A 21606-nucleotide genomic window follows, 5' to 3' on the forward strand; every position below is an offset into this window, starting at 1 on the left:
TAATTATTACTTATCTTTTTTAGCCATGCTTTTCTTAAGAGCTGCTAGTTCATCATCGATTTTCTCTTCATCTTGAAGACTGGCGATTTCATCAGACAATGTTTTCTTACCCATTTCATACGATTCAATTTGCGACTCAAGGCCATCAATTTTGTTCTCGTAATGTTCAAAACGACTTAGTGCATCTTCCACTTTAGATGAATCAAGCGCTTTCTTAACACCTAAACGCGACTCAGCAGAACGTTGACGAAGAATAATTGCTTTTTGACGTGCTTTTGCATCAGCTAGTTTGTCTTGCAATGCTGCAACTTCTTGCTGCAATTTTTCAATGTGCTCTTCAACTTGCGCAAGCTCATGCGCTACTGCGGTTGCCGCTTCGGTTGATTTTTTCTTTTCAACAAGTGCTGAACGCGCTAGATCTTCGCGCTCTTTGCTTAGTGCTAACTCAGCTTTTGCTTGCCAATCAGCAGCTTCCTGCTCAAGTTTTTCAACACGACGTACTAGTTCTTTCTTTTCGGCAATGGTTTTTGCCGAGGTAGAACGCACTTCTACAAGCGTGTCTTCCATTTCTTGAATAATCAGACGAACCATTTTTTCTGGATCTTCTGCTTTATCTAACAAAGCATTGATATTTGAATTCACAATATCTGCAAAGCGTGAAAAAATTCCCATAATACTTTCCTCAATTTTAAAATTTATGACTGACCGCTTGTACTGTATCAAGATGCTTGCCAACTTTTAAATACATTTAAAGTATTGATTTTAAAATGAAATATTTTGAAATACAAAATACTTTAAACACATCCGGAATTAAAATACACTAGATGTTAGTAAATTTGACTAAGAGTTAGCAAAAATGAGTCGCACTAATCAACAGGACAATCTTTTAGGTCAGTCTAACAGCTTTTTAGAAGTATTAGAGCATGTATCGCAAGTAGCACAGCTTAATAAGCCCGTACTCATAATTGGCGAGCGCGGAACAGGTAAAGAACTGATTGCTGCACGTTTACATTTCCTCTCAAGCCGTTGGGACCAAAATTATGTAAAGCTTAATTGTGCGGCACTAAACGAAAACCTGCTAGAAAGTGAATTATTCGGACATGAGTCGGGCGCATTTACCGGCGCAAGCAAACGCCATGAAGGGCGTTTTGAGCGAGCTGATGGTGGCACACTGTTTTTAGATGAATTAGCCAATACCTCAGGTCTTATTCAAGAAAAGCTATTGCGTGTCATTGAGTATGGTGAGTTTGAGCGTGTTGGCGGTAAATCCACTGTACGCGTTAATACGCGTTTAGTTTGCGCAACCAATGAGGATTTACCCAGTCTTGCTGAGCAAGGCGAGTTTCGCAGCGACTTACTCGACCGCTTGGCTTTTGATGTAATCACACTGCCGCCTTTAAGAGAACGTAAAGAAGATATTTTGCTACTTGCTGAAAACTTTGCAATTAATATGGCGCGAGATCTTGAATGGGAGTTATTCAGCGGTTTTACACGAAAAGCACAAGAAACTTTGCTTGATTACCACTGGCCAGGCAATATTCGTGAACTTAAAAATGCGGTTGAACGAAGTGTTTATCGCGCTGCCAACCCGCATGTGCCTGTACATGAAATTATACTCGACCCATTTATTAGCCCATTTAGACCAAAACAAAAAGTTAAAACAAACGATCGTGTCAGCGTCGCCCCAATTGAGCCGACTAACGCTGTTGCGCCACCAGTTGTGGACGAGCCAGTAACCAGCAAGCCAGAATTTAACTTTCCATGTGACTTAAAAACATTATCAAATCAGTACGAAATTGATTTAATTAATGACGCATTGAAGTATTGCCAATATAATCAAAGAAAAACGGCCGATAGCTTAGGGTTAACCTACCATCAGCTGCGAGGCTACTTAAAAAAATACAATTTATTAGATGCCAATGCGCGAACGTTGTAACACAACAACACAAACGGATAAAAAAAGAAGTAACTTGCCAAAATTACTCGAATTACTTCGTACTAACTGCTCAAAGGTGTCGGCTATTTTCGCATGCACCTTACTTGCTGCGTGCACCTTTGAAGAGCAAAAGACCATTAATGGCTTAGTGTACTGCTCGGAAGCAAACCCGGTGGCATTTAATCCACAGTTGACCACCACAGGGTCAACCATCGACATTATCTCTCATCAACTCTATAACCGTTTGCTATCAATCGACCCAACCAGTGGTGAATTTATACCCGAATTAGCAACCAGTTGGTCATTGCTAGATAGTGGCAAAAAAGTGGTGTTTAATTTGCGCCAGGATGTGGCGTTTCATCAAACCGATTACTTTACACCAAGCCGCTCACTTAATGCAGACGATGTAGTGTTTACATTTACCCGCTTATTTGATGTTTATAACCCTTACCATTTTGTCGGCGGTGGTAATTACCCGTATTTCCAAAGTATTGGTTTAGATCAGTCATTTCGCTCAGTGACAAAAACAGGCGAGTACCAAGTTACATTCGAGTTGTTTAGCCCAGATAGCAGCTTTTTATCCAACATGGCCACCGATTTTGCCATTGTGCTATCAAAAGAATATGCCGATATGCTAAGTAAAAATGAGTCTTTGGAAGATATCGACCGCTTACCTATCGGCACAGGCCCTTATAAATATAAACGTTTTAAACGAGATGCCTTTGTGCGCTTTTATCGCAATGAAGATTACTGGAAAAGTGATGTAGCCATTGAACAATTGGTATTTGATATTACATCAGACTCCAACACCCGCATCGCTAAGGCACTTACTGGCGAGTGTGATATTGCAGCTCACCCGAGTAGCGCACACATCGAAGTTTTAAATAACCGTGAAGACATCGCCGTTGAAAAATTAGCAAATTTAAATGTGGGATATCTAGCCTTTAATACGCAAAAAGCACCATTTGATAAAGTTGAAGTACGTCGCGCAATTTCACACGCCATCGACAAACAGAAAATACTGCAAGCGGTCTATTTTAATAACGCAGATATGGCACAATCTATTTTGCCGCCAGAATCTTGGGCCTACCAAGCCCAACCAAACTACCCTAGCTATAATTTAGAGCTAGCAAAATCATTACTTGAAACCGCAGGTTATAAAGATGGCTTCACCATGGATCTGTGGGCGATGCCAGTAAGCCGTATTTATAATCCTAACGCCCGTAAAATGGCCGAGCTTATTCAAAGCGAATTAAAGCAAATTGGCATCAAAGTGAATATTATTGAGTACGAGTGGAACACGTTTCTTGAGCGATTAACCCTGCATCAACACGATTCGGTTTTAATTGGCTGGGCAGCTGACTCGCCAGAACCCGATAACTTTTTAAACCCGATTTTAAGCTGTGCATCAGTATTTAGCGGTAAGAACCCTTCAAATTGGTGTAACGCTGAGTTTGATTTACTGCTAACAAAAGCCCACGACACTGAAGATATTGAGGCGAGAAAAGAAATTTACTTTGCTGCGCAACAAATGGTTGCTCAAGAATTACCTTTACTGCCAATTGCCCATGGACTGCGCCTTCAAGCTAAATCAACACACATCACAGGTGTTGAAGTACCGCCATTTGGTGGTATTTCGCTCGCTAATGCGAGGAAAGCGCAATGATGTTACGTGACTACCTTGCGAGAAGGCTAACGCTATTCTTCTTTATGCTGCTGTTATTAAGCGCATTTACGTTTTCATTGGCGTATTTGTTTCCAGGTGAAGCGATTTCAAATTTAAGTGGTGTGCAAACACCCACACCAATGGAACGCGATGCGCTGAGCCAAAAATATGCCCTTGATAAAGGTTATATTGCGCAGTATGGCAAGTTTATTTCTAATATTTTTCATGGTGATTGGGGTACGTCTTTTTCATCCGGACAGCCGGTTTTTGAGCATATTAAAGAGCTTTTCCCAGCAACGATAGAGCTTGCATTTTATGCCCTTATTGTGTCGATTATTATTGGTGTTCCTGCGGGTATTTTGTCGGCGGCGTATCACAAACGACTACCCGATTACACGATCAACTCATTTGCACTGATAGGCATTTCGACCCCTATATTCTGGCTAGCGCTTATTTTAATCATGGTGTTTTGCTTACAGCTAGGTTGGCTGCCAATGAGTGGCCGCGTCGGCTTACTGTATGAAATTCCTGATACGACTGGGTTTATTTTGATTGATATTGCCCTTAGTGATATCGATTATAAACAACAGGCATTTATTGATGCGTTTAAACACTTAACGCTACCAACTTTAGTGCTCGCAACCTATCCAACCAGTGTACTCACGCGCTTTACCAAAGACTCTACGCTCACTGTATTAGATAAGCCCTATATTAAGACTGCACGCGCTAAAGGCTTGACTCGATATGAAATTATCACCCGCCATGCGCTAAAAAATGCCCTACTACCAATCATAAAACAAATTGGTTTGCAGTTTAGTACACTGATTACGCTCGCGATGATCACTGAGGTTATTTTTTCATGGCCAGGCGTTGGACAATGGCTGATTAACAGTATTTATCAGCGCGATTACCCAGCAATTTCAGGTGGCTTATTAACCGTATCGTTATTTGTGATTATCGCGAATATTGCGGCAGACATTTTACACAACCTATTAGACCCAGTTTCGAGAAATCAAAGTCATGGCAAAGTTTAAGTTATTTACCGAAGACTCAAACAAGTCGCCATTACGCCATTTGTGGCGTAACTTTAAGTCGAATCACCTTGCGTTGTTAGGCCTGTGGGTATTTTTATTTTTAACCGTTCTTGCCATGTTTGCGCCGCTTATTGCACCTTATGGTATCAACGAGCAGCATAATAATTCGCTTATTTTACCGCCGTCTTGGGATGATCAAGGTAGCGTAAACTTTTTACTTGGAACCGATGGCCTAGGGCGTGATTTACTTTCGCGCTTAATGAACGGTGCCACTATGACCTTTGGTCTTGCCATTATCACGGCATTATTAACAACTCTTTTTGGTGTCATTTTAGGCATTTTAGCAGCACTTACTAAAGGCTGGCGTTCTTCGGTTTTAAATCACCTACTTGATGTAACACTGGCAATCCCAAGTTTACTGTTGGCAATTATTATTGTGGCAATTCTTGGTCCTGGCTTAATGAACACAGTGTGGGCAATTATTCTGTCACTGTTACCGCAATACATTCATTCAATCCGAAATATTGTTAGCCAAGAAATAAGCAAAGATTATGTGATTGCTCACCGCCTTGATGGTGCGAGTAAATGGCGTATTTTATTAAAAGGTATTTTGCCCAATATATACGAGCAAATTGTATTAATTTTTACCATGTCGTTATCGACTGCCATACTGGATATCGCAGCACTTGGCTTTTTGCAATTAGGCGCTCAACCGCCTACTGCTGAATGGGGCGCAATTTTGGCAGAAAACTTAAGTTTAATTTACCTTGCCCCATGGGCAGTAGCCCTGCCCGGCTTCTTGCTATTTATTACTATTTTATCTACTAACCTAGTTGGTGATGGTTTGCGCCAAGCACTGCAAAAACGTAAGGCCAGCTAAATGCAATTGCTTGATATTCGTAACTTAACGATAGAGTTAGACACCGGCGAAACGGTGATCCGCGCGGTGGACCGCGTTAGCATTAGCTTAAAAGAAGGTGAAGTGCATGCCCTTGTTGGTGAATCTGGCTCGGGCAAAAGTTTAATCGCCAAAGCATTAATGGGCGTGTTAAATGCGCGCTGGCGTATCACAGCCGACCGCATGCATTGGCGTGGCATCGATTTAATGCGATTAAGTGGTGAAAAACGTCGCCAGTTAATCGGCAATGAAATCGCGATGATCTACCAAGAACCTAGTAGCTGCCTTGATCCCACAGCGAAAATCTACGATCAGCTGATTGAAAGTATTCCGCGCGATAAAATTAACGGTCATTTTTTTCAAAAGCGCTTATTGTTAAAAAAACGTGCAAAGGCATTACTACACAAAGTCGGCATTAAAGAGCATGAACACGTATTTGACAGCTATCCCCATGAACTTTCGGAAGGTATTTGTCAAAAAGTGATGATTGCAATGGCAATTGCACGCTCACCAAAGTTACTGATTGCCGATGAGCCGACAACAGCGCTTGAGAGCACAACACGTGCACAAATTTTTCGTTTGCTACGCAGTTTAAATCAGCTCAAAAGCATGTCTATTTTGATGATCAGTCACGAATTATCTGAGCTAAGTGATTGGACTCATGGCTTACACGTTTTATATTGCGGACAAATGGTCGAGGCTGGACGTACTAAAACATTATTTACTAAGCCAAAACACCCTTACACCCAAGCGTTACTTAAAAGTTTGCCTGAATATAACCAAAGCTTAGCTCATAAAGCACCGCTTTACGCGCTCAAAGGCACAATCCCGACCTTGCAGCACCTTCCTATAGGGTGCCGACTTGGACCACGCTGTCCGCAAGCTCAGCGAGAATGTGTGGCAACACCTCCGGTGTCAGATAGCCATGGTCACACCTATGCCTGTCACTTTCCGCTTAATCAAGACAAGGAAAAGTGCTAATGGAACCTATTCTTAAGGTACAAGCACTGCACAAACACTTTAATGTGCGCGCAGGGCTTTTTAGAAGTAAGCAGTTTAATGCGGTCTCTGATGTATCGTTTTGCTTAGGCAAAGGTGAAACCCTCGCCATCATCGGTGAAACAGGGTCAGGTAAAAGTACATTAGGTAAAATTTTAGCGGGCGCTGATACCGCAAGCTCAGGACAAATTCTACTGGATGGCCAGATAATTGAAGATGGCGGAAAACGCGTAGAAAACAGTAAAGATATTCGCCTAATTTTCCAAGATCCGATGAAAAGCTTAAACCCGAGTAATACCATTGGTAGCATCTTGGGCGAAATTTTAGTGCTAAATACCGACTTAGATAAACAGCAGCGCAGAGAACGCATTAACCAAACGCTTTTGAACGTAGGTTTACTTGCCGAACACCGCAACTACTACGCGCATATGTTCTCTGGCGGCCAAATTCAGCGTGTCGCGCTTGCTCGGGCAATTATTCTCGACCCTAAAATCTTAGTGTTAGATGAAGCACTGTCCTCACTCGACCCGTCAGTACGGGCGCAAACGGTAAACCTTTTGTTGCGATTACAACGCGAAACAGGGTTAAGCTATATTCTTATCACTAACCACTTAAGCTTAGTAAAGCATATGAGTGACAGCTTGTTACTGCTTCACAAAGGCAAGGTGGTTGAGTATGGCGAAACACATCAAGTCTTTGCCAAGCCACAAACTAAGTTGGCTGAACGCATGCTCGCTAACTAAGCAAAGCTTAGCGTAACTAAAGAAGCATTAATTAAAGACATAAAAAAAGCGCCCTTGGGCGCTTTTTTATTGCGAAACATTATAAGTTTGGCTCTTGCGTTTCAACTGCTGCTGTTTTCACTTCAGCATCGTCTTTTAACGCTTCGATAAAGCTCTCATAGTGTTTATTCATTTGCTGGCGTGCAATACCATCACGTAGTTGGTCGTTAATTTCTGCCGCTGGTGCGTCATACACTTTATTTAACACAACTAAGCTAACATCACCGTTACCAAGCGTCACTAACTCAGCACTTTGCGCATCATTTGGTGTTGGCATTTTAAATGCAGCTTGAACTACTTCATATGATGGTGCAAACGACTGGCGTGTTACCGCTTCAGTCGAAACCACTTCAGCATTTGCTTGTGTTGCGATTTCGCTAAGTGCAGTACCTGCTTGTAGGCTCGCGAATAACTCTTGTGCTTTAGATTTTGCAAGTTCGCTCGCTTTTTGGTTCTCAAGTGTTAGCTGAATACCCGCAGTCACTTCTTCAAGTGGTTTTACCGCTGCCGCTTTATGCTCTTTTGCACGAATAAACACAATGTGTTCATCTGCAATTTCAATCAGCTCAGAGTTAACACCATCTTCTAAAATCTCTACCGAAAATGCTGTATTTAACACATTAGGGTTGTTAAGTGGCGCTGGTGCGTTACTACGTGAGAATAACTCAGTGCTCTTAACTTCAACACCTGCAACTTCTGCTGCATCAGCTAAGCTGTCTGCAACTTCAAATGCAAGATCTGCAACACGTGTTTGTACTTCATAAAATTGATTTAAACGTTTATCAAGTTCTAACTGCGCTTTGATATTTGCAGATACTTCAGCAAGTTCTTTTACTTGCTCTGGCTCGTAATCTGTTAGTTTAATGATGTGGTAACCGAATTCTGTTTTTACGATTTCAGAAATATCGCCTACGCTTTCAAGCGCGAACGCTGCGGTTTCAAACTCAGGGTCCATCATATCGCGGTCAATCCAATCAAGATCACCGCCTAGCTCTGCGCTGACTAAGTCATCTGACTTTTCTTCAGCTAGTTTTGCAAAATCAGCACCGTTTTGTAACTCAGCTAAAATTTCTTCCGCTTTTGCTTGTGCAGCTGCATCGTCTTCTAAGTTCTCAACAAGAATATGTGCAACACGACGACGCTCAGGCTCCATGTATAGTGCCTTATTTTCTTCGTAATTAGCTGCAACTTCAGCGTCTGTTACGGCTTCTTCAAGTGGTAGCTCTGAACCTTTTAACTCAATGTACTCTAATGCCACCATTTCAGGAGCCATAAACTGGTTTTGATTAAGCTGATAGTATTCTTTAATTTCGTCTTCTGAAACCGCTACGTCTGATTTGAAGTTTGCAGCGCTTAACGTCACAGTTTCAATATCACGTAATTGGTTTTGCAGTTTTACTGCGCTCGCAAGCTCGTTATCTAACGTGAAGTCAGTTGCAATTAACGCTGTCGCTAATTGGTTTAGCGTCATTTCTTTACGTAAGTAATCGCGGAAACCATCTGGTTGATAGTTCATTTGGCGAATTACTTGAAGGTAGCGATCATTATTAAACTGACCAGCAACTTGGAATGCAGGAATATTGCGGATTTCTTTTTTGATTGCTTCGTCGCTTACACGCAAGCCTAGTTCTTGTGCAAGTTGCATTTGTAGCTCTTGTTGCACTAAGCGTTGCATTACGTTTTCACGCATACGTGCGACATATGCAGGGTCTGACGCGATTTGTGAAAAATATTCACCAAATTGCTGCTCTAGACGACTGCGTTCATTCTCATAAGCACGAGCGAAGCTCATCTGGCTAATTTCCTTGCCATTGACAGTTGCAACAGGCGTTTCCGTAGGTTGACCTAAATAACTACCAATACCGGCAAGAGCAAATGATAAAATCACTAAGGTTAAAATGACTTTTGCCGTAGCACCTTGTGAGCCTTCTCTAATTCTCTCTAGCATTGTTTTTCTCTTTTATTCTGTTTCAGTGTCAATTTCAGACTGAAATTACAGGACGCTATATATGTAAAAAGCGCATCTTAGCAGATGCGCCTTTTTACTTGAAGATTAAAATTGCTGTTTCAAAGGTTATTTTGAAATTGGCAAGTTTAGCCTTCTACAGTCAATTAGTTTACTGCGTCTTTTAGCGCTTTACCCGCTTTAAAAGATGGAATATTTGCTGCAGCAATCTCAATTGATTCACCAGTTTGTGGGTTACGGCCTGTACGAGCAGCACGCTCACGTACTGAGAAAGTACCAAAACCTACTAATGCAACAGAATCACCGTCTTTTAGTGCACCTGTTACTGATTCGATAAATGAATCTAACGCACGGCCTGCCGCTGCTTTAGAAATATCTGCATCTGTTGCGATTTGATCAACTAGTTGAGACTTGTTCACTATATCATCCCCTTCCATTGTTATTATTTAATCGTGGTATAAGACCACACAAAGGCTAAGTTAATGCACCAAAATAATGCGTTAAATTAACAATAAAAATTCGCGCTAATCACCGTATTTAAAGGGCTAGCAAAATTACAGTGCCTAAATTAGCACAGACATTTTATTTGAAAAGCCCTTTTCGACGGTTTTTGATGAATTTTTTTAATTTTTTGCCGTTTCGATTGAAAAACTAGCAATTGGCTCGGCTAAAGCGAGTTCAAGTACCTCTTCAATTCGCTTAACAGGGTGGATAGAAAGCCCTTCCATTACGTTTTCTGGGATCTCTTTTAAGTCACGCTCATTCTCTTTTGGAATAATCACGGTCTTAATGCCACCACGGTGTGCCGCTAACAGCTTTTCTTTTAAGCCGCCAATTGGCAATACTTCACCGCGTAAGGTGATTTCACCTGTCATCGCCACTTCTGAGCGCACGGGATTGCCCGTTAAGCTCGATACAAGTCCTGTCACCATTGCAATACCCGCACTTGGGCCATCTTTTGGTGTCGCACCTTCTGGTACGTGAACGTGAATATCGCGTTTTTCGTAGAAATCTTCATTAATGCGCAGCGCTTCTGCACGGCTACGTACTACTGTCATTGCCGCTTGAATCGACTCTTGCATTACATCGCCAAGTGAACCTGTGTAGTTAAGCTTACCTTTACCCGCCATTGACGCACATTCGATAGTCAGCAAATCACCGCCTACTTCAGTCCACGCGAGACCGGTTACCTGGCCAACTTTATTACTGTCTTCCGCTTTGCCGTAATCATGACGCTTAACGCCGAGATAATCTTCAAGGTTGTCTTCATTGATTACGACTTGTTTCAGCGACTTATCAAGTAAGATGTTCTTAACTGCCTTACGACAAAGTTTTGAAATTTCGCGCTCTAAGCTACGCACACCCGCTTCACGGGTGTAGTAACGAATAATGCCGATAATTGCGCTGTCTTCAATTGATATTTCAGATTCTTTTAATCCATTGCGCTTTATTTGCTTTGGAATTAAATGACGAATCGAGATATTCAGCTTTTCATCTTCGGTATAACCAGAAAGACGAATAACTTCCATACGATCCAGTAATGGACCTGGAATATTGAAGCTGTTTGACGTTGCCACAAACATAACATCGCTTAAATCGTAGTCAACTTCTAAGTAATGGTCGTTAAAGCTCGTATTTTGTTCAGGATCAAGTACTTCTAATAATGCTGATGACGGATCACCACGCATATCAGATGACATTTTATCGATTTCATCTAATAGGAATAGCGGGTTTTTAACGCCTACTTTCGACATATTCTGTACGATTTTACCCGGCATAGAGCCGATGTAAGTACGACGGTGACCGCGAATTTCAGCTTCGTCACGCACGCCACCGAGTGCCATACGCACGTACTTACGGCCTGTTGAGCGAGCAATTGATTGGCCTAGTGACGTTTTACCTACACCAGGAGGACCCACTAGACATAAAATTGGGCCTTTTAGCTTATTGGTGCGGTGTTGAACTGCAAGATACTCAATAATGCGTTCTTTCACTTTATCAAGACCATAGTGATCGGCATCTAAAATCTCTTCTGCTTTCGCAAGATCTTTTTTCACCTTAGAACGTTTTTTCCAAGGTACACCTATCATAGTATCGATGTAAGTGCGTACCACTGTCGCCTCAGCAGACATTGGTGACATCATCTTCAGCTTGTTTAGCTCAGACTTGGTCTTTTCTTCTGCTTCTGCCGGCATTGCCGCTTCTTCAATTTTTTTGGTTAAGCCTTCAAACTCATCAGGTACATCATCCATGTCACCTAATTCTTTTTGAATCGCTTTCATCTGCTCATTGAGGTAATACTCACGCTGGCTTTTTTCCATTTGCTTTTTAACGCGTGAACGAATCTTCTTCTCAACTTGCAATAAGTCAATTTCGCCTTCCATCAACGCCATTAAAAACTCTAAACGCTCTTTAACATCTGCATATTCGAGCGCTTTTTGCTTTTCAGAAACTTTAAGCGGCATATGTGCAGCCATGGTATCAGCTAGGCGCGCTGTTTCTTCAATGCCTTGCACTGAGCTCAATACTTCTGGCGCAATCTTTTTATTTAGCTTAACGTAGCCTTCAAACTGGCTTACAGCGCTGCGCATAAATACATCTTGCTCAGCTTCTGGGATTTCAGTTGATTCTAAAAACTCAGCAGTCGCAACAAAAAATTCATCAGTGCTTACAAATTCTTTGACTGCAGCACGTTGCGTACCTTCAACAAGTACCTTTACCGTACCGTCTGGCAGTTTTAATAACTGTAAAATAGTGGCAACTGTGCCTACTTCGTAAATATCTGATGCTTCTGGCTCATCAATATTTGAGTCTTTTTGTGCAACAAGCAGTACTTGCTTATCGTTATCCATTGCGGCTTCTAAGCATTTTATTGACTTTTCACGGCCAACAAAGAGCGGAATAACCATGTGTGGATACACAACTACATCGCGTAGTGCGAGAACTGGAATTTCAATCGTATCGGTACGTTCAAGGGTCATACTTGTTCCTTGCGTAAAACTGGTAACTTTAGCTTTTTTAAACTGTATTCAGTTTAGTCAGCAAATTATAAATTTTTAGATTATTTGTGAATATGGGGATAGTTAATCAAGAGATCAATGCTTTTATAAAAAAAGGAGCCATTTGGCCCCTTTTTCGTTCAATAATCAAACAACTATTCTGATACTGCTTTATCAGGCGTTGCATTCTCGTAAATCAGAATTGGGTCTGACTCACCTTTGATTACTGTTTCATCGATTACGACTTTTGATACTTCATCCATTGATGGTAACTCGTACATAGTATCAAGCAGTACACCTTCAACAATTGAGCGAAGACCACGAGCACCAGTTTTGCGCTCCATTGCTTTATGCGCAATCGCTTTAAGTGCGTCTTCGCGGAATTCCAGCTCAACGTTTTCCATTTCAAACAATGAACCATATTGCTTGGTTAATGCGTTTTTCGGCTCACTTAAGATTTGCACAAGTGCAGCTTCGTCAAGCTCGCCTAGTGTTGCAACAACAGGTAGACGACCAATAAACTCAGGAATAAGACCATATTTAACCAAGTCTTCTGGTTCAACGTCTTGGAACGCTTCCGTAAGTGAACGTTTTGAGTCGCTTGATTTAACATCGACACCAAAGCCAATACCGGTATTTTTGCTACCACGCGCTTCAATCACTTTATCTAGGCCTGCAAATGCACCGCCACAGATAAATAAGATTTTAGAAGTATCTACTTGTAGAAACTCTTGCTGTGGATGCTTACGGCCACCTTGTGGTGGAACTGACGCAACCGTGCCTTCAATTAGCTTAAGTAATGCTTGCTGCACACCTTCACCCGATACATCACGAGTAATCGATGGGTTGTCTGCTTTACGTGAAATTTTGTCAATTTCATCAATATAAACAATACCACGCTGCGCTTTTTCAACATCGTAATCGCATTTCTGTAGCAGCTTTTGAATGATGTTTTCGACATCTTCACCTACGTAACCTGCTTCAGTTAACGTGGTTGCATCTGCCATCGTAAATGGTACATCAAGTAGCTTAGCCATGGTTTCTGCAAGCAATGTTTTACCACTACCTGTTGGACCGATAAGCAAAATATTACTTTTACCTAGCTCTACAGGGTTTTTGCCAGTTAAATGACGTAAACGTTTGTAGTGATTGTATACTGCAACCGAAAGTACTTTCTTCGCATGCTCTTGACCAATTACATAGTCATCTAAGTTACTGCGAATTTCTTTTGGTGTTGGTAAGCGATCTTGGCTAGCTTGCGCTGGCGCAATATCTTTTATTTCTTCACGAATAATGTCATTACACAGTTCAACACACTCATCACAGATATACACTGATGGTCCTGCGATAAGTTTACGAACTTCGTGCTGGCTTTTACCACAAAATGAGCAGTAGAGTAATTTTCCGCTCTTATCGCCGTCACTCCGATTTTCAGACATTAAGCTACCTCTTAATATTCTTCCCGACCTTTTTATTTTACCTAAATAAAAGGCGTTTGTTTACAACGAGCTTCTTTACCATTATGGCAAAGGTTTATTAGCAACGCTAAATTAATCTCGCTGTGAAAGTATGCCGTCAACTAAACCGTAGTCAACTGCTTGTTGAGCACTCATAAAGTTATCACGATCGGTATCGTTTGAGACAACTTCAAGTGGCTGTCCTGTGTGCTCAGCCATTAATCTATTCAGTTTATCTTTGATTGATAAAATTTCTTTAGCATGAATTTCAAAATCAGATGCCTGACCTTGGAAGCCACCCAGTGGTTGGTGAATCATCACACGAGAATTTGGTAAACAGAAACGTTTGCCTTTAGTACCACCAGATAACAAAAATGCGCCCATACTTGCCGCTTGACCAATACATACCGTACTGATACTTGGCTTGATAAACTTCATGGTGTCGTAAATTGCCATACCCGCGGTAACCGAGCCACCTGGCGAGTTAATATAAATAAAAATGTCTTTTTCAGGGTTTTCTGATTCTAAAAACAATAATTGAGCCACAATTAAGTTAGCCATATTGTCTTCAACTTGACCTGTTAGAAAGATAACACGTTCTTTTAATAATCGCGAATAGATGTCGTATGAGCGCTCACCTTTAGCAGTTTGCTCAACTACCATAGGCACTAATGCATTTAAAGGATCGACTGGGTTATTTAACATTATTAATACTTTCCTTTTGTGCTAACAAAGTCCAAACGTAATTTTGTTAACATATGACGCTGAAACTATGCGGAATTAACATTCCAACTGATTATCAGATTACCGGCAATAAAAATGGCCCGGTACAAACTGCAAATTTTGCAGAGATACACGAGCCATTTAATCGTTAGCTAACGTTTAAGTCAATGACTTATTGCGCAGCTTGTGGATTCATGATGTCGTCAAAGCCTTTTGCTACTTCTGAAACAGTTGCTTTTGCAAGTACTGAATCAATTGCAGCTTCTTCAAGCGCTACATTACGCATCTGTTGCATAAGTTGCTCGTTTGACTTGTAGTACTCAACAACTTCAGTTGGATCTTCGTATGCTGAAGCCATAGTAGCGATAAGCTCTTCAACTTTAGCGTCGTCTGCTTTGATCTCGTTTGACTTGATTACTTCACCTAAAAGTAGGCCAGTCTTTACGCGAGTCGCTGCTTGCTCTTGGAATAGCTCAGCAGGAAGCTCAGGCATGTTTTTAGCGTCGCCGCCAAAACGTTGTGCCGCTTGCTGACGAAGTACGTCGATTTCTTGACCGATAAGTGCTTTAGGCGCTTCGATTTCGTTAGTTTCAAGAAGACCTTTAATTACCTGATCTTTAACCTGTGCTTTAACAGCTTGGTCAAGTTCACGGCTCATGTTTTTCTTCACTTCTTCTTTAAGTGCGTCTAAACCGCCTTCTGCAACACCGAATGTTACTGCGAACTCATCTGTAAGTTCAGGAAGTTCTTGAACTTCAACTTTGTTTACAGTGATAGTGAACTGAGCAGGCTTACCTTTAAGGTTTTCTGCGTGGTATTCTTCAGGGAACGTTACGTCAACAACAACTTCTTCGCCCGCTTTCTTACCAACAATACCGTCTTCGAAACCTGGGATCATACGACCTTGACCAAGTTCTAGTGGGAAGTTTTCAGCTTTACCGCCTTCAAACTCTTCACCGTCGATAGTACCTACGAAATCGATTGTTACACGGCTTTCTGCTGCAGCTGCTTCTTCAGTTTCAACCCAAGTAGCGTGCTGCTTGCGAAGTGTTACAAGCATGTTTTCAAGATCTGCGTCAGTTACTTCTGCAACTGGCTTCTCTACTGAGATTTTTTCTAAATCTTTGATTTCAACTTCTGGGTAAACTTCAAAAGTTGCAGAGAATTCTAAGTCTTTACCAGCTTCAAGCGTTTTTGGCTCGAATGAAGGCGCGCCAGCTGGGTTTAGTTTCTCAGCGATTACCGCATCAATGTACTGACGTTGCATAAGGTCACCAGCAACTTCTTGACGTACTGCTGCACCGTAACGCTTATTGATGATTGACACAGGAACCTTGCCTGGACGGAAACCATCGATACGCTGTGTTTTTGAAAGTTGTTGTAAGCGTTTTTTAACTTCTGTATCAATGTTCTCAGCTGGAACAGTGATTGTAATGCGGCGCTCTAGGCCTTGAGTAGTCTCAACAGAAACTTGCATGTTTTACCTCAATCTTTTAAATATGGCGTTTTTTACGCCTTCCTTTACCCAGTGACATGTGCAAAAAAGAGTGTGTATCGCTTTATTGCTCACTGTGGAATAACCCTAATACCAATCTGATAATCAAACCATCAAATTTGCTTATCAGATTGGTATGAAGCGTTTCAAGTTAAACTTTAGACGCGGCATTATAACGCAATAATTGAGATAGTCGAGCATCCTAGTGAAATTAATGAAAATGGATAAAAACACGGATAATTTCGATGAATTTTGAAGCAAAATGAAAGATTTTTGAGGGAGATAAAGTGGTCGGCGTTGCAGGATTTGAACCTGCGACCCCTTGGACCCAAACCAAGTGCGCTACCAAGCTGCGCTAAACGCCGACTATAAGATGTGTGTACTGTAAAAATGGTCGGCGTTGCAGGATTTGAACCTGCGACCCCTTGGACCCAAACCAAGTGCGCTACCAAGCTGCGCTAAACGCCGAAAACAGTACTAAAGTAAGATGGGGCGACTGACGAGACTTGAACTCGCGACAACCGGAATCACAATCCAGGGCTCTACCAACTGAGCTACAGCCGCCACTACTTTATGCAGTGTGTTGTTTACTTTTATAAAATGGCGCACCCGGAAGGATTCGAACCTTCGACCGACGGCTTAGAAGGCCGTTGCTCTATCCGGCTGAGCTACGGGCGCATTTCGAACCACACCTTACGTGCAGAAACCCTTTATAAAAAAGTGGTCGGCGTTGCAGGATTTGAACCTGCGACCCCTTGGACCCAAACCAAGTGCGCTACCAAGCTGCGCTAAACGCCGACTGTTTTGAACATTCATGTGAGTGCTCGTAAACAACGGGGTGCATAATAGTGATTTGACCTTGCCCCGTCAAACCTTTTTTTTGAAAAAACTGTTCAACTGGTTAAATTTAACCCTAAGTGTTCACATTTTGTTAAAAGCATGACTTTGACGCATAAAAGATAATCAAACATATCGGACATTTGTCCGCTAACACCTGTTGGCTATTGTTTAAATTCATGAGAAAATGCGCCCCACTCCACACTTTAGTATCTTATATGTAGGTTTTTTAATGTCAGCAAACATCATTGACGGCAAAGCAATTGCAAAACAAGTTAGAACATCTGTTGCAGAACGTGTAGCAGAACGTAAAGCACAAGGACTACGCGCCCCCGGCCTAGCGGTTGTGTTAGTAGGTCAAGATCCTGCTAGTCAAGTTTATGTTGGCTCAAAACGTAAAGCATGTGAAGAAGTGGGTTTTGTGTCTAAGTCGTTCGATTTACCTGGTGATGCAACACAACAGCAACTACTCGATTTAGTAGAACAGCTAAACAATGATTCAGAAGTTGACGGTATCTTAGTACAGCTACCGTTACCTGAAGGTTTAGATGCAGAGCAAATCTTAGAAAGAATTACACCACATAAAGATGTTGATGGCTTCCACCCTTATAACGTAGGTCGACTAGCACAGCGTATGCCTGCGCTTCGTCCGTGTACACCTAAAGGTATTATCACATTGCTTGATTCAACTGGTGTTAAATACAAAGGTATGGACGCAGTAGTTGTTGGTGCATCTAATATTGTAGGTCGCCCAATGGCGTTAGAACTGTTACTTGCTGGTTGTACAACAACCGTTTGTCATAAGTTTACTAAAAACCTTGAAGAGCACGTTCGCCGTGCTGACTTAGTTGTTGTGGCTGTGGGTAAAGCTGAATTTATTCCTGGTGAGTGGATTAAAAAAGGTGCCATCGTTATTGATGTAGGTATTAACCGTTTAGAGTCAGGTCAACTAGTGGGTGATGTGGCATATGATGTTGCAGCTGAAAACGCGAGCTTTATTACCCCTGTACCAGGTGGTGTTGGCCCAATGACAGTGGCGAGCTTAATTGCTAACACGCTTGAAGCATGTGAGACATATCACAGCTAGAGTTTAGAGTTCAAATCCCAATAAAAAGGTTGCCGTGGCAACCTTTTTTATTGTTCAAACTTAAAAAGTTAAGCTTTACGCCACGTTGTTTTGCCTGCGCTATCCTCTAGCACAACACCCAAAGCGGTTAGCTTATCGCGCGCTTCATCTGCTAGTGCCCAGTTTTTGTCAGCACGGGCTTGATTACGCTGTATAATCAGCGCTTCAATTTCTGCTACTTCATCATCGGCTTGTTCACCTTGCAAAAAACTTTCAGGATCTTGCTGTGCGATGCCTAGAATTTCACCGAGTGTTTTAAGAATAAATGCAAGTTGACCAGCTTGGTTCGCATCTTCATCTTTTAAACGGTTAATTTCTTTTGCCAGCTCAAAAATAACAGGCAGTGCTTCAGGCGTATTAAAATCATCATTCATCGCAGTGTTAAAGCGTGCCACATAGTCATTTTCAAGTGATGTTTCGACCACCTCAACACCACGAAGTGCAGTATAGATACGCTCCATTGCTGCACGCGCTTGTTCTAAATTCTCGGTTGAGTAATTTAGCTGGCTACGATAATGACCGTTAATTAAGAAAAAGCGTACCGATTCTCGATCATACTCTTTCAGTACATCACGCAAAGTAAAGAAGTTGCCTAACGACTTAGACATTTTTTCTTTATTTACTTGTACCATGCCTGTGTGGATCCACGTATTCACATACTTTTCACCGGTAGCGCAACATGACTGGGCAATTTCATTCTCATGGTGAGGGAATTGTAAATCTGAACCACCGCCGTGAATATCAAAATGCGCGCCTAAATGCTTATTGCTCATTGCTGAACACTCAATATGCCAACCTGGGCGACCTTCGCCCCACGGGCTTGACCATGACGGTTCGTCTACCTTAGCTTTTTTCCAAAGTACAAAATCAAGTGGATCGTCTTTGCCTTCAGCAACGTCTACGCGCGTGCCCGCTTGCAACATATCTAAATCTTGCTGCGACAGTGAACCGTACTGCTCAAAGGTTGATACATCGAAAAGCACATCACCATTGCTTGCAACATAGGCATGATTCTTCTCAACCAAGCGTTCAATCATCTCAATGATTTCATCCATATGACCGGTTACTGTTGGCTCGATATCAGCTGGCAACATATTCAGCGCATCAAAATCTTCGTGCATCGCTTTGGTCATACGTACGGTTAGCGCATCAATTGCTTCGCCATTTTCGTTTGCACGTTTAATAATTTTATCATCAACGTCTGTGATATTACGTACATAAGTAACATCAAAGCCACTGTGGCGAAGAAAACGATTCATCACATCAAACGACACATAAGTGCGTGCATGACCAACGTGACAGTAATCATAAATGGTGATACCACACACATACATGCCTACTTTGCCAGCTACAAGTGGTTTAAAGGCTTCTTTTTGTCGTGTAAGTGTGTTGTAAATCTGCAACATTTATAATTTCCTCTATGTTTGCGCATACTAAAGCGGCATTTTAACATGGTTGTGGTTAACGGATAAATCTTTCTTTGTTCTATTACCAGATATTTTATAAAATAGCCTGACACTTATTAAAAACTAACAGTTGGAATAAACATGGTTACTATTAAAACCAATTTTGGCGACATCAAAATCGCTTTAAATGCAGAAAAAGCACCGAAAACAGTAGAAAACTTTATTAACTACGTAAAATCGGGTTTTTACGACGGTACTATCTTCCACCGTGTTATTGACGGCTTTATGGTTCAAGGTGGTGGTTTCACTGCTGATATGGAACAAAAGGACGTACAAGCACCAATTGAAAACGAAGCAAATAACGGCCTAGAAAATAAAGTAGGTACGATTGCAATGGCGCGTACGCCAGATCCACACTCAGCAACAGCACAGTTTTTCATTAATGTGAACAACAATGACTTCTTAAACTTCACTAGCGAAACATCGCAAGGTTGGGGTTACTGTGTATTTGGCGAGATTGTTGAAGGCATGGACATCGTAGAGAAAATCAAAGCAGTACCAACAGGTAGTTATGGTTTCCACCAAGACGTACCGCTTGATTCAGTTGTGATTGAAAGCGCAACTATCGACGCTTAATAAGCATATTTGCCTCGGGTAACTGGGGCAAATTCTTATCTATTATGAATAAAACCTACTTTATTGCAGATCTGCACTTAAGCGACGACACCTCCTTGATCAATCAAGGCTTTTTTAACTTTATAGATAACTTAAAGCAGAACGCAAAATCAGTAGATGCCCTGTATATTTTGGGTGACTTTTTTGAAGCCTGGATTGGCGATGACAATCATACGGCACTCAATCAAAAAGTTGCCAATGAATTAAACGAATTGAGTCAGGCAGGGGTAAAACTCTATTTTACCCATGGTAATCGCGACTTTTTAATTAAAAAGCGCTACGCCAAAGCCTGCAATATGACGCTCCTGCCAGATCAAACAATCATTAATTTATACGGCACGCCAACGCTAGTTTGTCATGGCGATGAGCTCTGCACCGACGATATCGAATACCAAAAATTCCGTAAAAAGAGTCGCTCTTGGTGGTGGCAAACATTAATGCTTAATTTACCGCTCAGTTTTCGCCAAAAAAAAGCGGCTAAGATTCGTGCTCACAGCAAACAATCAAAAAAAATGAAGTCGCAGGCTATTATGGATGTTAACGAGCGAGCTGTGAGTGACACCTTTACTAAATTTAACGTCAGCCAGATGATCCACGGCCACACTCACCGCCCTAATGTGCATAAGTATGATAATAATAAAACGCGCTATGTACTTGGCGATTGGTATACTGATTTATGGTATATCGAGGCATCACAACAAGGCATTAAACTGATTAGTGAGCCTTTATAAAATGTAACACAATCAAAAAGAGCGCTAACTGCGCTCTTTTGGTTTTCCACTGTGAAATTTAAAATCATCATCCGGTGATGAAATAAGCTCGGCTTCCATTTCACCGAAAAACTTTACGCGATCGGAAATATCTTCTCCGGCAACTTGCTCTGCAAGGGCCAGATAATCTTCATAATGACGCGCTTCTGAGCGAAGCAATGAAATATAGAACTTACACAATTCATCATCTAAGTGTGGTGCCAGCTTGGCAAAACGCTCGCAAGAACGTGCCTCAATGTAAGCGCCACAAATCAGTTTATCTACCAAAATTGCAGGCTCGTGGGTACGTACATGAGTCATCATGCCTTTAGCGTAACGGCTTGCTGTAATATTTTCATATTCAATACCACGAGCAACCATTATCTCTAGAACTTGGTAAAAATGATGAAGCTCTTCTTTAATTAGCAATACCATTTTATCAATTAAGTCTTGGCCAAAGTTAGAGTCACTCTTTGGCACAATTTCTTTACTTAATTTGTAATGTTCAGCAAGATTCAAGCGAACCTTCTTTTTTATAGACAAACTTCTCATAAGGCTGAAACCATTCAAGTAAGGCTTCGCCACTTTTTTTGTCTGCGGCATATTTACGAATTAACCACATAGCCGTTTGCCCAGCTTTTAATTCACAAATTAAATGATCGAGTAATAAAACAGGTAAGTTTTCTGCTTTTTTGGCTTCGGTGATCCATTCATCGGGAGTTTCACACTGTAAAAACTGATAAATGGGCGCTAATAGTTCCTGATATTTCGCTAGACTCATATCTATGTTAGACAAAAATGAATAATAATTAATTTTATCATAACAACTTAAACTAAGTCTTGATTCTTCTTGCGCCG

Annotated in this window: 17 protein-coding genes, 5 tRNA genes and 1 pseudogene; 9 read left to right on the forward strand and 14 right to left on the reverse strand. The window is 41.5% G+C overall.

Features of this window, described 5'->3' with window-relative positions; all coding sequences use genetic code 11:
• Positions 1-6: 6 nt before the first annotated feature.
• Positions 7-672, reverse strand: a complete 666-nt coding sequence (gene pspA, locus C2M30_RS11600; protein ID WP_010559681.1) for a phage shock protein PspA — start codon at positions 670-672, stop codon at positions 7-9.
• Between the two features lie 184 nt (positions 673-856).
• Here pspA and pspF point away from each other — a divergent pair, with 184 nt between their 5' ends.
• Genes pspF through C2M30_RS11630 form a run of 6 tightly spaced genes read left to right on the forward strand, consistent with a single transcriptional unit; the run spans position 857 to position 7276 of the window.
• On the forward strand, positions 857-1936 hold the full coding sequence (gene pspF / locus C2M30_RS11605) for a phage shock protein operon transcriptional activator (protein ID WP_105171732.1): 1080 nt from the start codon (positions 857-859) through the stop codon (positions 1934-1936).
• On the forward strand, positions 1920-3602 hold the full coding sequence (locus C2M30_RS11610; RefSeq protein ID WP_105171805.1) for an ABC transporter substrate-binding protein: 1683 nt from the start codon (positions 1920-1922) through the stop codon (positions 3600-3602). The genes pspF and C2M30_RS11610 overlap by 17 nt, the downstream gene beginning before the upstream one ends.
• Positions 3602-4636, forward strand: a complete 1035-nt coding sequence (locus tag C2M30_RS11615) for an ABC transporter permease (protein WP_100914537.1) — start codon at positions 3602-3604, stop codon at positions 4634-4636. The genes C2M30_RS11610 and C2M30_RS11615 overlap by 1 nt, the downstream gene beginning before the upstream one ends.
• Positions 4623-5516, forward strand: a complete 894-nt coding sequence (locus tag C2M30_RS11620; RefSeq protein ID WP_105171733.1) for an ABC transporter permease subunit — start codon at positions 4623-4625, stop codon at positions 5514-5516. Before C2M30_RS11615 ends, C2M30_RS11620 begins: the two co-directional genes overlap by 14 nt.
• Positions 5517-6515 (forward strand): peptide ABC transporter ATP-binding protein, encoded by a 999-nt coding sequence (locus C2M30_RS11625; protein WP_010559676.1) that lies wholly within the window; start codon positions 5517-5519, stop codon positions 6513-6515.
• Complete coding sequence (locus C2M30_RS11630) at positions 6515-7276, forward strand: ATP-binding cassette domain-containing protein (RefSeq protein WP_100913753.1); 762 nt, start codon at positions 6515-6517, stop codon at positions 7274-7276. Before C2M30_RS11625 ends, C2M30_RS11630 begins: the two co-directional genes overlap by 1 nt.
• Positions 7277-7355: 79 nt before the next feature.
• Here the strand turns inward: C2M30_RS11630 and C2M30_RS11635 are convergent, their stop codons facing one another.
• The 11 genes from C2M30_RS11635 to C2M30_RS11685 form a co-directional block, all read right to left on the reverse strand.
• Positions 7356-9263, reverse strand: a complete 1908-nt coding sequence (locus tag C2M30_RS11635; protein ID WP_105171734.1) for a SurA N-terminal domain-containing protein — start codon at positions 9261-9263, stop codon at positions 7356-7358.
• Positions 9264-9427: 164 nt separating this feature from the next.
• Positions 9428-9700 (reverse strand): nucleoid-associated protein HU-beta, encoded by a 273-nt coding sequence (gene hupB / locus C2M30_RS11640; protein ID WP_010559673.1) that lies wholly within the window; start codon positions 9698-9700, stop codon positions 9428-9430.
• A 204-nt stretch (positions 9701-9904) separates the two neighbouring features.
• On the reverse strand, positions 9905-12262 hold the full coding sequence (lon, locus tag C2M30_RS11645; protein ID WP_105171735.1) for an endopeptidase La: 2358 nt from the start codon (positions 12260-12262) through the stop codon (positions 9905-9907).
• A 173-nt stretch (positions 12263-12435) separates the two neighbouring features.
• The gene (gene clpX / locus C2M30_RS11650; RefSeq protein ID WP_010559671.1) at positions 12436-13719 is read right to left on the reverse strand and encodes an ATP-dependent protease ATP-binding subunit ClpX; all 1284 of its coding nucleotides are present in this window, start codon (positions 13717-13719) and stop codon (positions 12436-12438) included.
• A 111-nt stretch (positions 13720-13830) separates the two neighbouring features.
• Positions 13831-14442: an ATP-dependent Clp endopeptidase proteolytic subunit ClpP gene (clpP, locus tag C2M30_RS11655; protein WP_105171736.1), complete on the reverse strand. Its 612-nt coding sequence runs from the start codon at positions 14440-14442 to the stop codon at positions 13831-13833.
• A gap of 190 nt (positions 14443-14632) precedes the next feature.
• Positions 14633-15937 (reverse strand): trigger factor, encoded by a 1305-nt coding sequence (gene tig, locus C2M30_RS11660; protein WP_010559669.1) that lies wholly within the window; start codon positions 15935-15937, stop codon positions 14633-14635.
• A gap of 306 nt (positions 15938-16243) precedes the next feature.
• Positions 16244-16320: transfer RNA gene (locus C2M30_RS11665), tRNA-Pro, on the reverse strand.
• A gap of 26 nt (positions 16321-16346) precedes the next feature.
• Positions 16347-16423, reverse strand: a tRNA-Pro gene (locus C2M30_RS11670).
• Positions 16424-16443: 20 nt separating this feature from the next.
• Positions 16444-16519, reverse strand: a tRNA-His gene (locus C2M30_RS11675).
• Positions 16520-16556: 37 nt separating this feature from the next.
• A tRNA-Arg gene (locus C2M30_RS11680) sits at positions 16557-16633 on the reverse strand.
• A gap of 43 nt (positions 16634-16676) precedes the next feature.
• A tRNA-Pro gene (locus tag C2M30_RS11685) sits at positions 16677-16753 on the reverse strand.
• 271 nt (positions 16754-17024) lie between these two features.
• Between C2M30_RS11685 and folD the strand changes: the two genes are divergently transcribed.
• On the forward strand, positions 17025-17879 hold the full coding sequence (gene folD / locus C2M30_RS11690; protein WP_010559668.1) for a bifunctional methylenetetrahydrofolate dehydrogenase/methenyltetrahydrofolate cyclohydrolase FolD: 855 nt from the start codon (positions 17025-17027) through the stop codon (positions 17877-17879).
• 68 nt (positions 17880-17947) lie between these two features.
• On the opposite strand, the gene cysS is transcribed toward folD, so the two are convergent.
• Complete coding sequence (gene cysS / locus C2M30_RS11695) at positions 17948-19324, reverse strand: cysteine--tRNA ligase (protein WP_105171737.1); 1377 nt, start codon at positions 19322-19324, stop codon at positions 17948-17950.
• Between the two features lie 141 nt (positions 19325-19465).
• Between cysS and C2M30_RS11700 the strand changes: the two genes are divergently transcribed.
• Entirely contained in the window at positions 19466-19960 is a 495-nt protein-coding gene (locus tag C2M30_RS11700) for a peptidylprolyl isomerase (RefSeq protein WP_010559666.1), read from the forward strand.
• 44 nt (positions 19961-20004) lie between these two features.
• Entirely contained in the window at positions 20005-20730 is a 726-nt protein-coding gene (locus C2M30_RS11705; protein WP_105171738.1) for a UDP-2,3-diacylglucosamine diphosphatase, read from the forward strand.
• Positions 20731-20754: 24 nt separating this feature from the next.
• Here the strand turns inward: C2M30_RS11705 and miaE are convergent.
• Positions 20755-21529, reverse strand: a pseudogene (gene miaE / locus C2M30_RS11710) (tRNA isopentenyl-2-thiomethyl-A-37 hydroxylase MiaE).
• Between the last annotated feature and the right edge of the window lie 77 nt (positions 21530-21606).

The sequence above is a fragment of the Pseudoalteromonas sp. T1lg24 genome (genome assembly GCF_002964745.1).
GTDB classification, from domain to species: domain Bacteria; phylum Pseudomonadota; class Gammaproteobacteria; order Enterobacterales; family Alteromonadaceae; genus Pseudoalteromonas; species Pseudoalteromonas spongiae.

Coding starts and splice junctions, on each gene's coding strand:
- pspA (WP_010559681.1), bottom strand. CDS start 672: ATGGGAATTTTTTCACGCTTTGCAGATATTGTGAATTCAAATATCAAT.
- pspF (WP_105171732.1), top strand. CDS start 857: ATGAGTCGCACTAATCAACAGGACAATCTTTTAGGTCAGTCTAACAGC.
- C2M30_RS11610 (WP_105171805.1), top strand. CDS start 1,920: ATGCGCGAACGTTGTAACACAACAACACAAACGGATAAAAAAAGAAGT.
- C2M30_RS11615 (WP_100914537.1), top strand. CDS start 3,602: ATGTTACGTGACTACCTTGCGAGAAGGCTAACGCTATTCTTCTTTATG.
- C2M30_RS11620 (WP_105171733.1), top strand. CDS start 4,623: ATGGCAAAGTTTAAGTTATTTACCGAAGACTCAAACAAGTCGCCATTA.
- C2M30_RS11625 (WP_010559676.1), top strand. CDS start 5,517: ATGCAATTGCTTGATATTCGTAACTTAACGATAGAGTTAGACACCGGC.
- C2M30_RS11630 (WP_100913753.1), top strand. CDS start 6,515: ATGGAACCTATTCTTAAGGTACAAGCACTGCACAAACACTTTAATGTG.
- C2M30_RS11635 (WP_105171734.1), bottom strand. CDS start 9,263: ATGCTAGAGAGAATTAGAGAAGGCTCACAAGGTGCTACGGCAAAAGTC.
- lon (WP_105171735.1), bottom strand. CDS start 12,262: ATGACCCTTGAACGTACCGATACGATTGAAATTCCAGTTCTCGCACTA.
- clpX (WP_010559671.1), bottom strand. CDS start 13,719: ATGTCTGAAAATCGGAGTGACGGCGATAAGAGCGGAAAATTACTCTAC.
- clpP (WP_105171736.1), bottom strand. CDS start 14,442: ATGTTAAATAACCCAGTCGATCCTTTAAATGCATTAGTGCCTATGGTA.
- tig (WP_010559669.1), bottom strand. CDS start 15,937: ATGCAAGTTTCTGTTGAGACTACTCAAGGCCTAGAGCGCCGCATTACA.
- folD (WP_010559668.1), top strand. CDS start 17,025: ATGTCAGCAAACATCATTGACGGCAAAGCAATTGCAAAACAAGTTAGA.
- cysS (WP_105171737.1), bottom strand. CDS start 19,324: ATGTTGCAGATTTACAACACACTTACACGACAAAAAGAAGCCTTTAAA.
- C2M30_RS11700 (WP_010559666.1), top strand. CDS start 19,466: ATGGTTACTATTAAAACCAATTTTGGCGACATCAAAATCGCTTTAAAT.
- C2M30_RS11705 (WP_105171738.1), top strand. CDS start 20,005: ATGAATAAAACCTACTTTATTGCAGATCTGCACTTAAGCGACGACACC.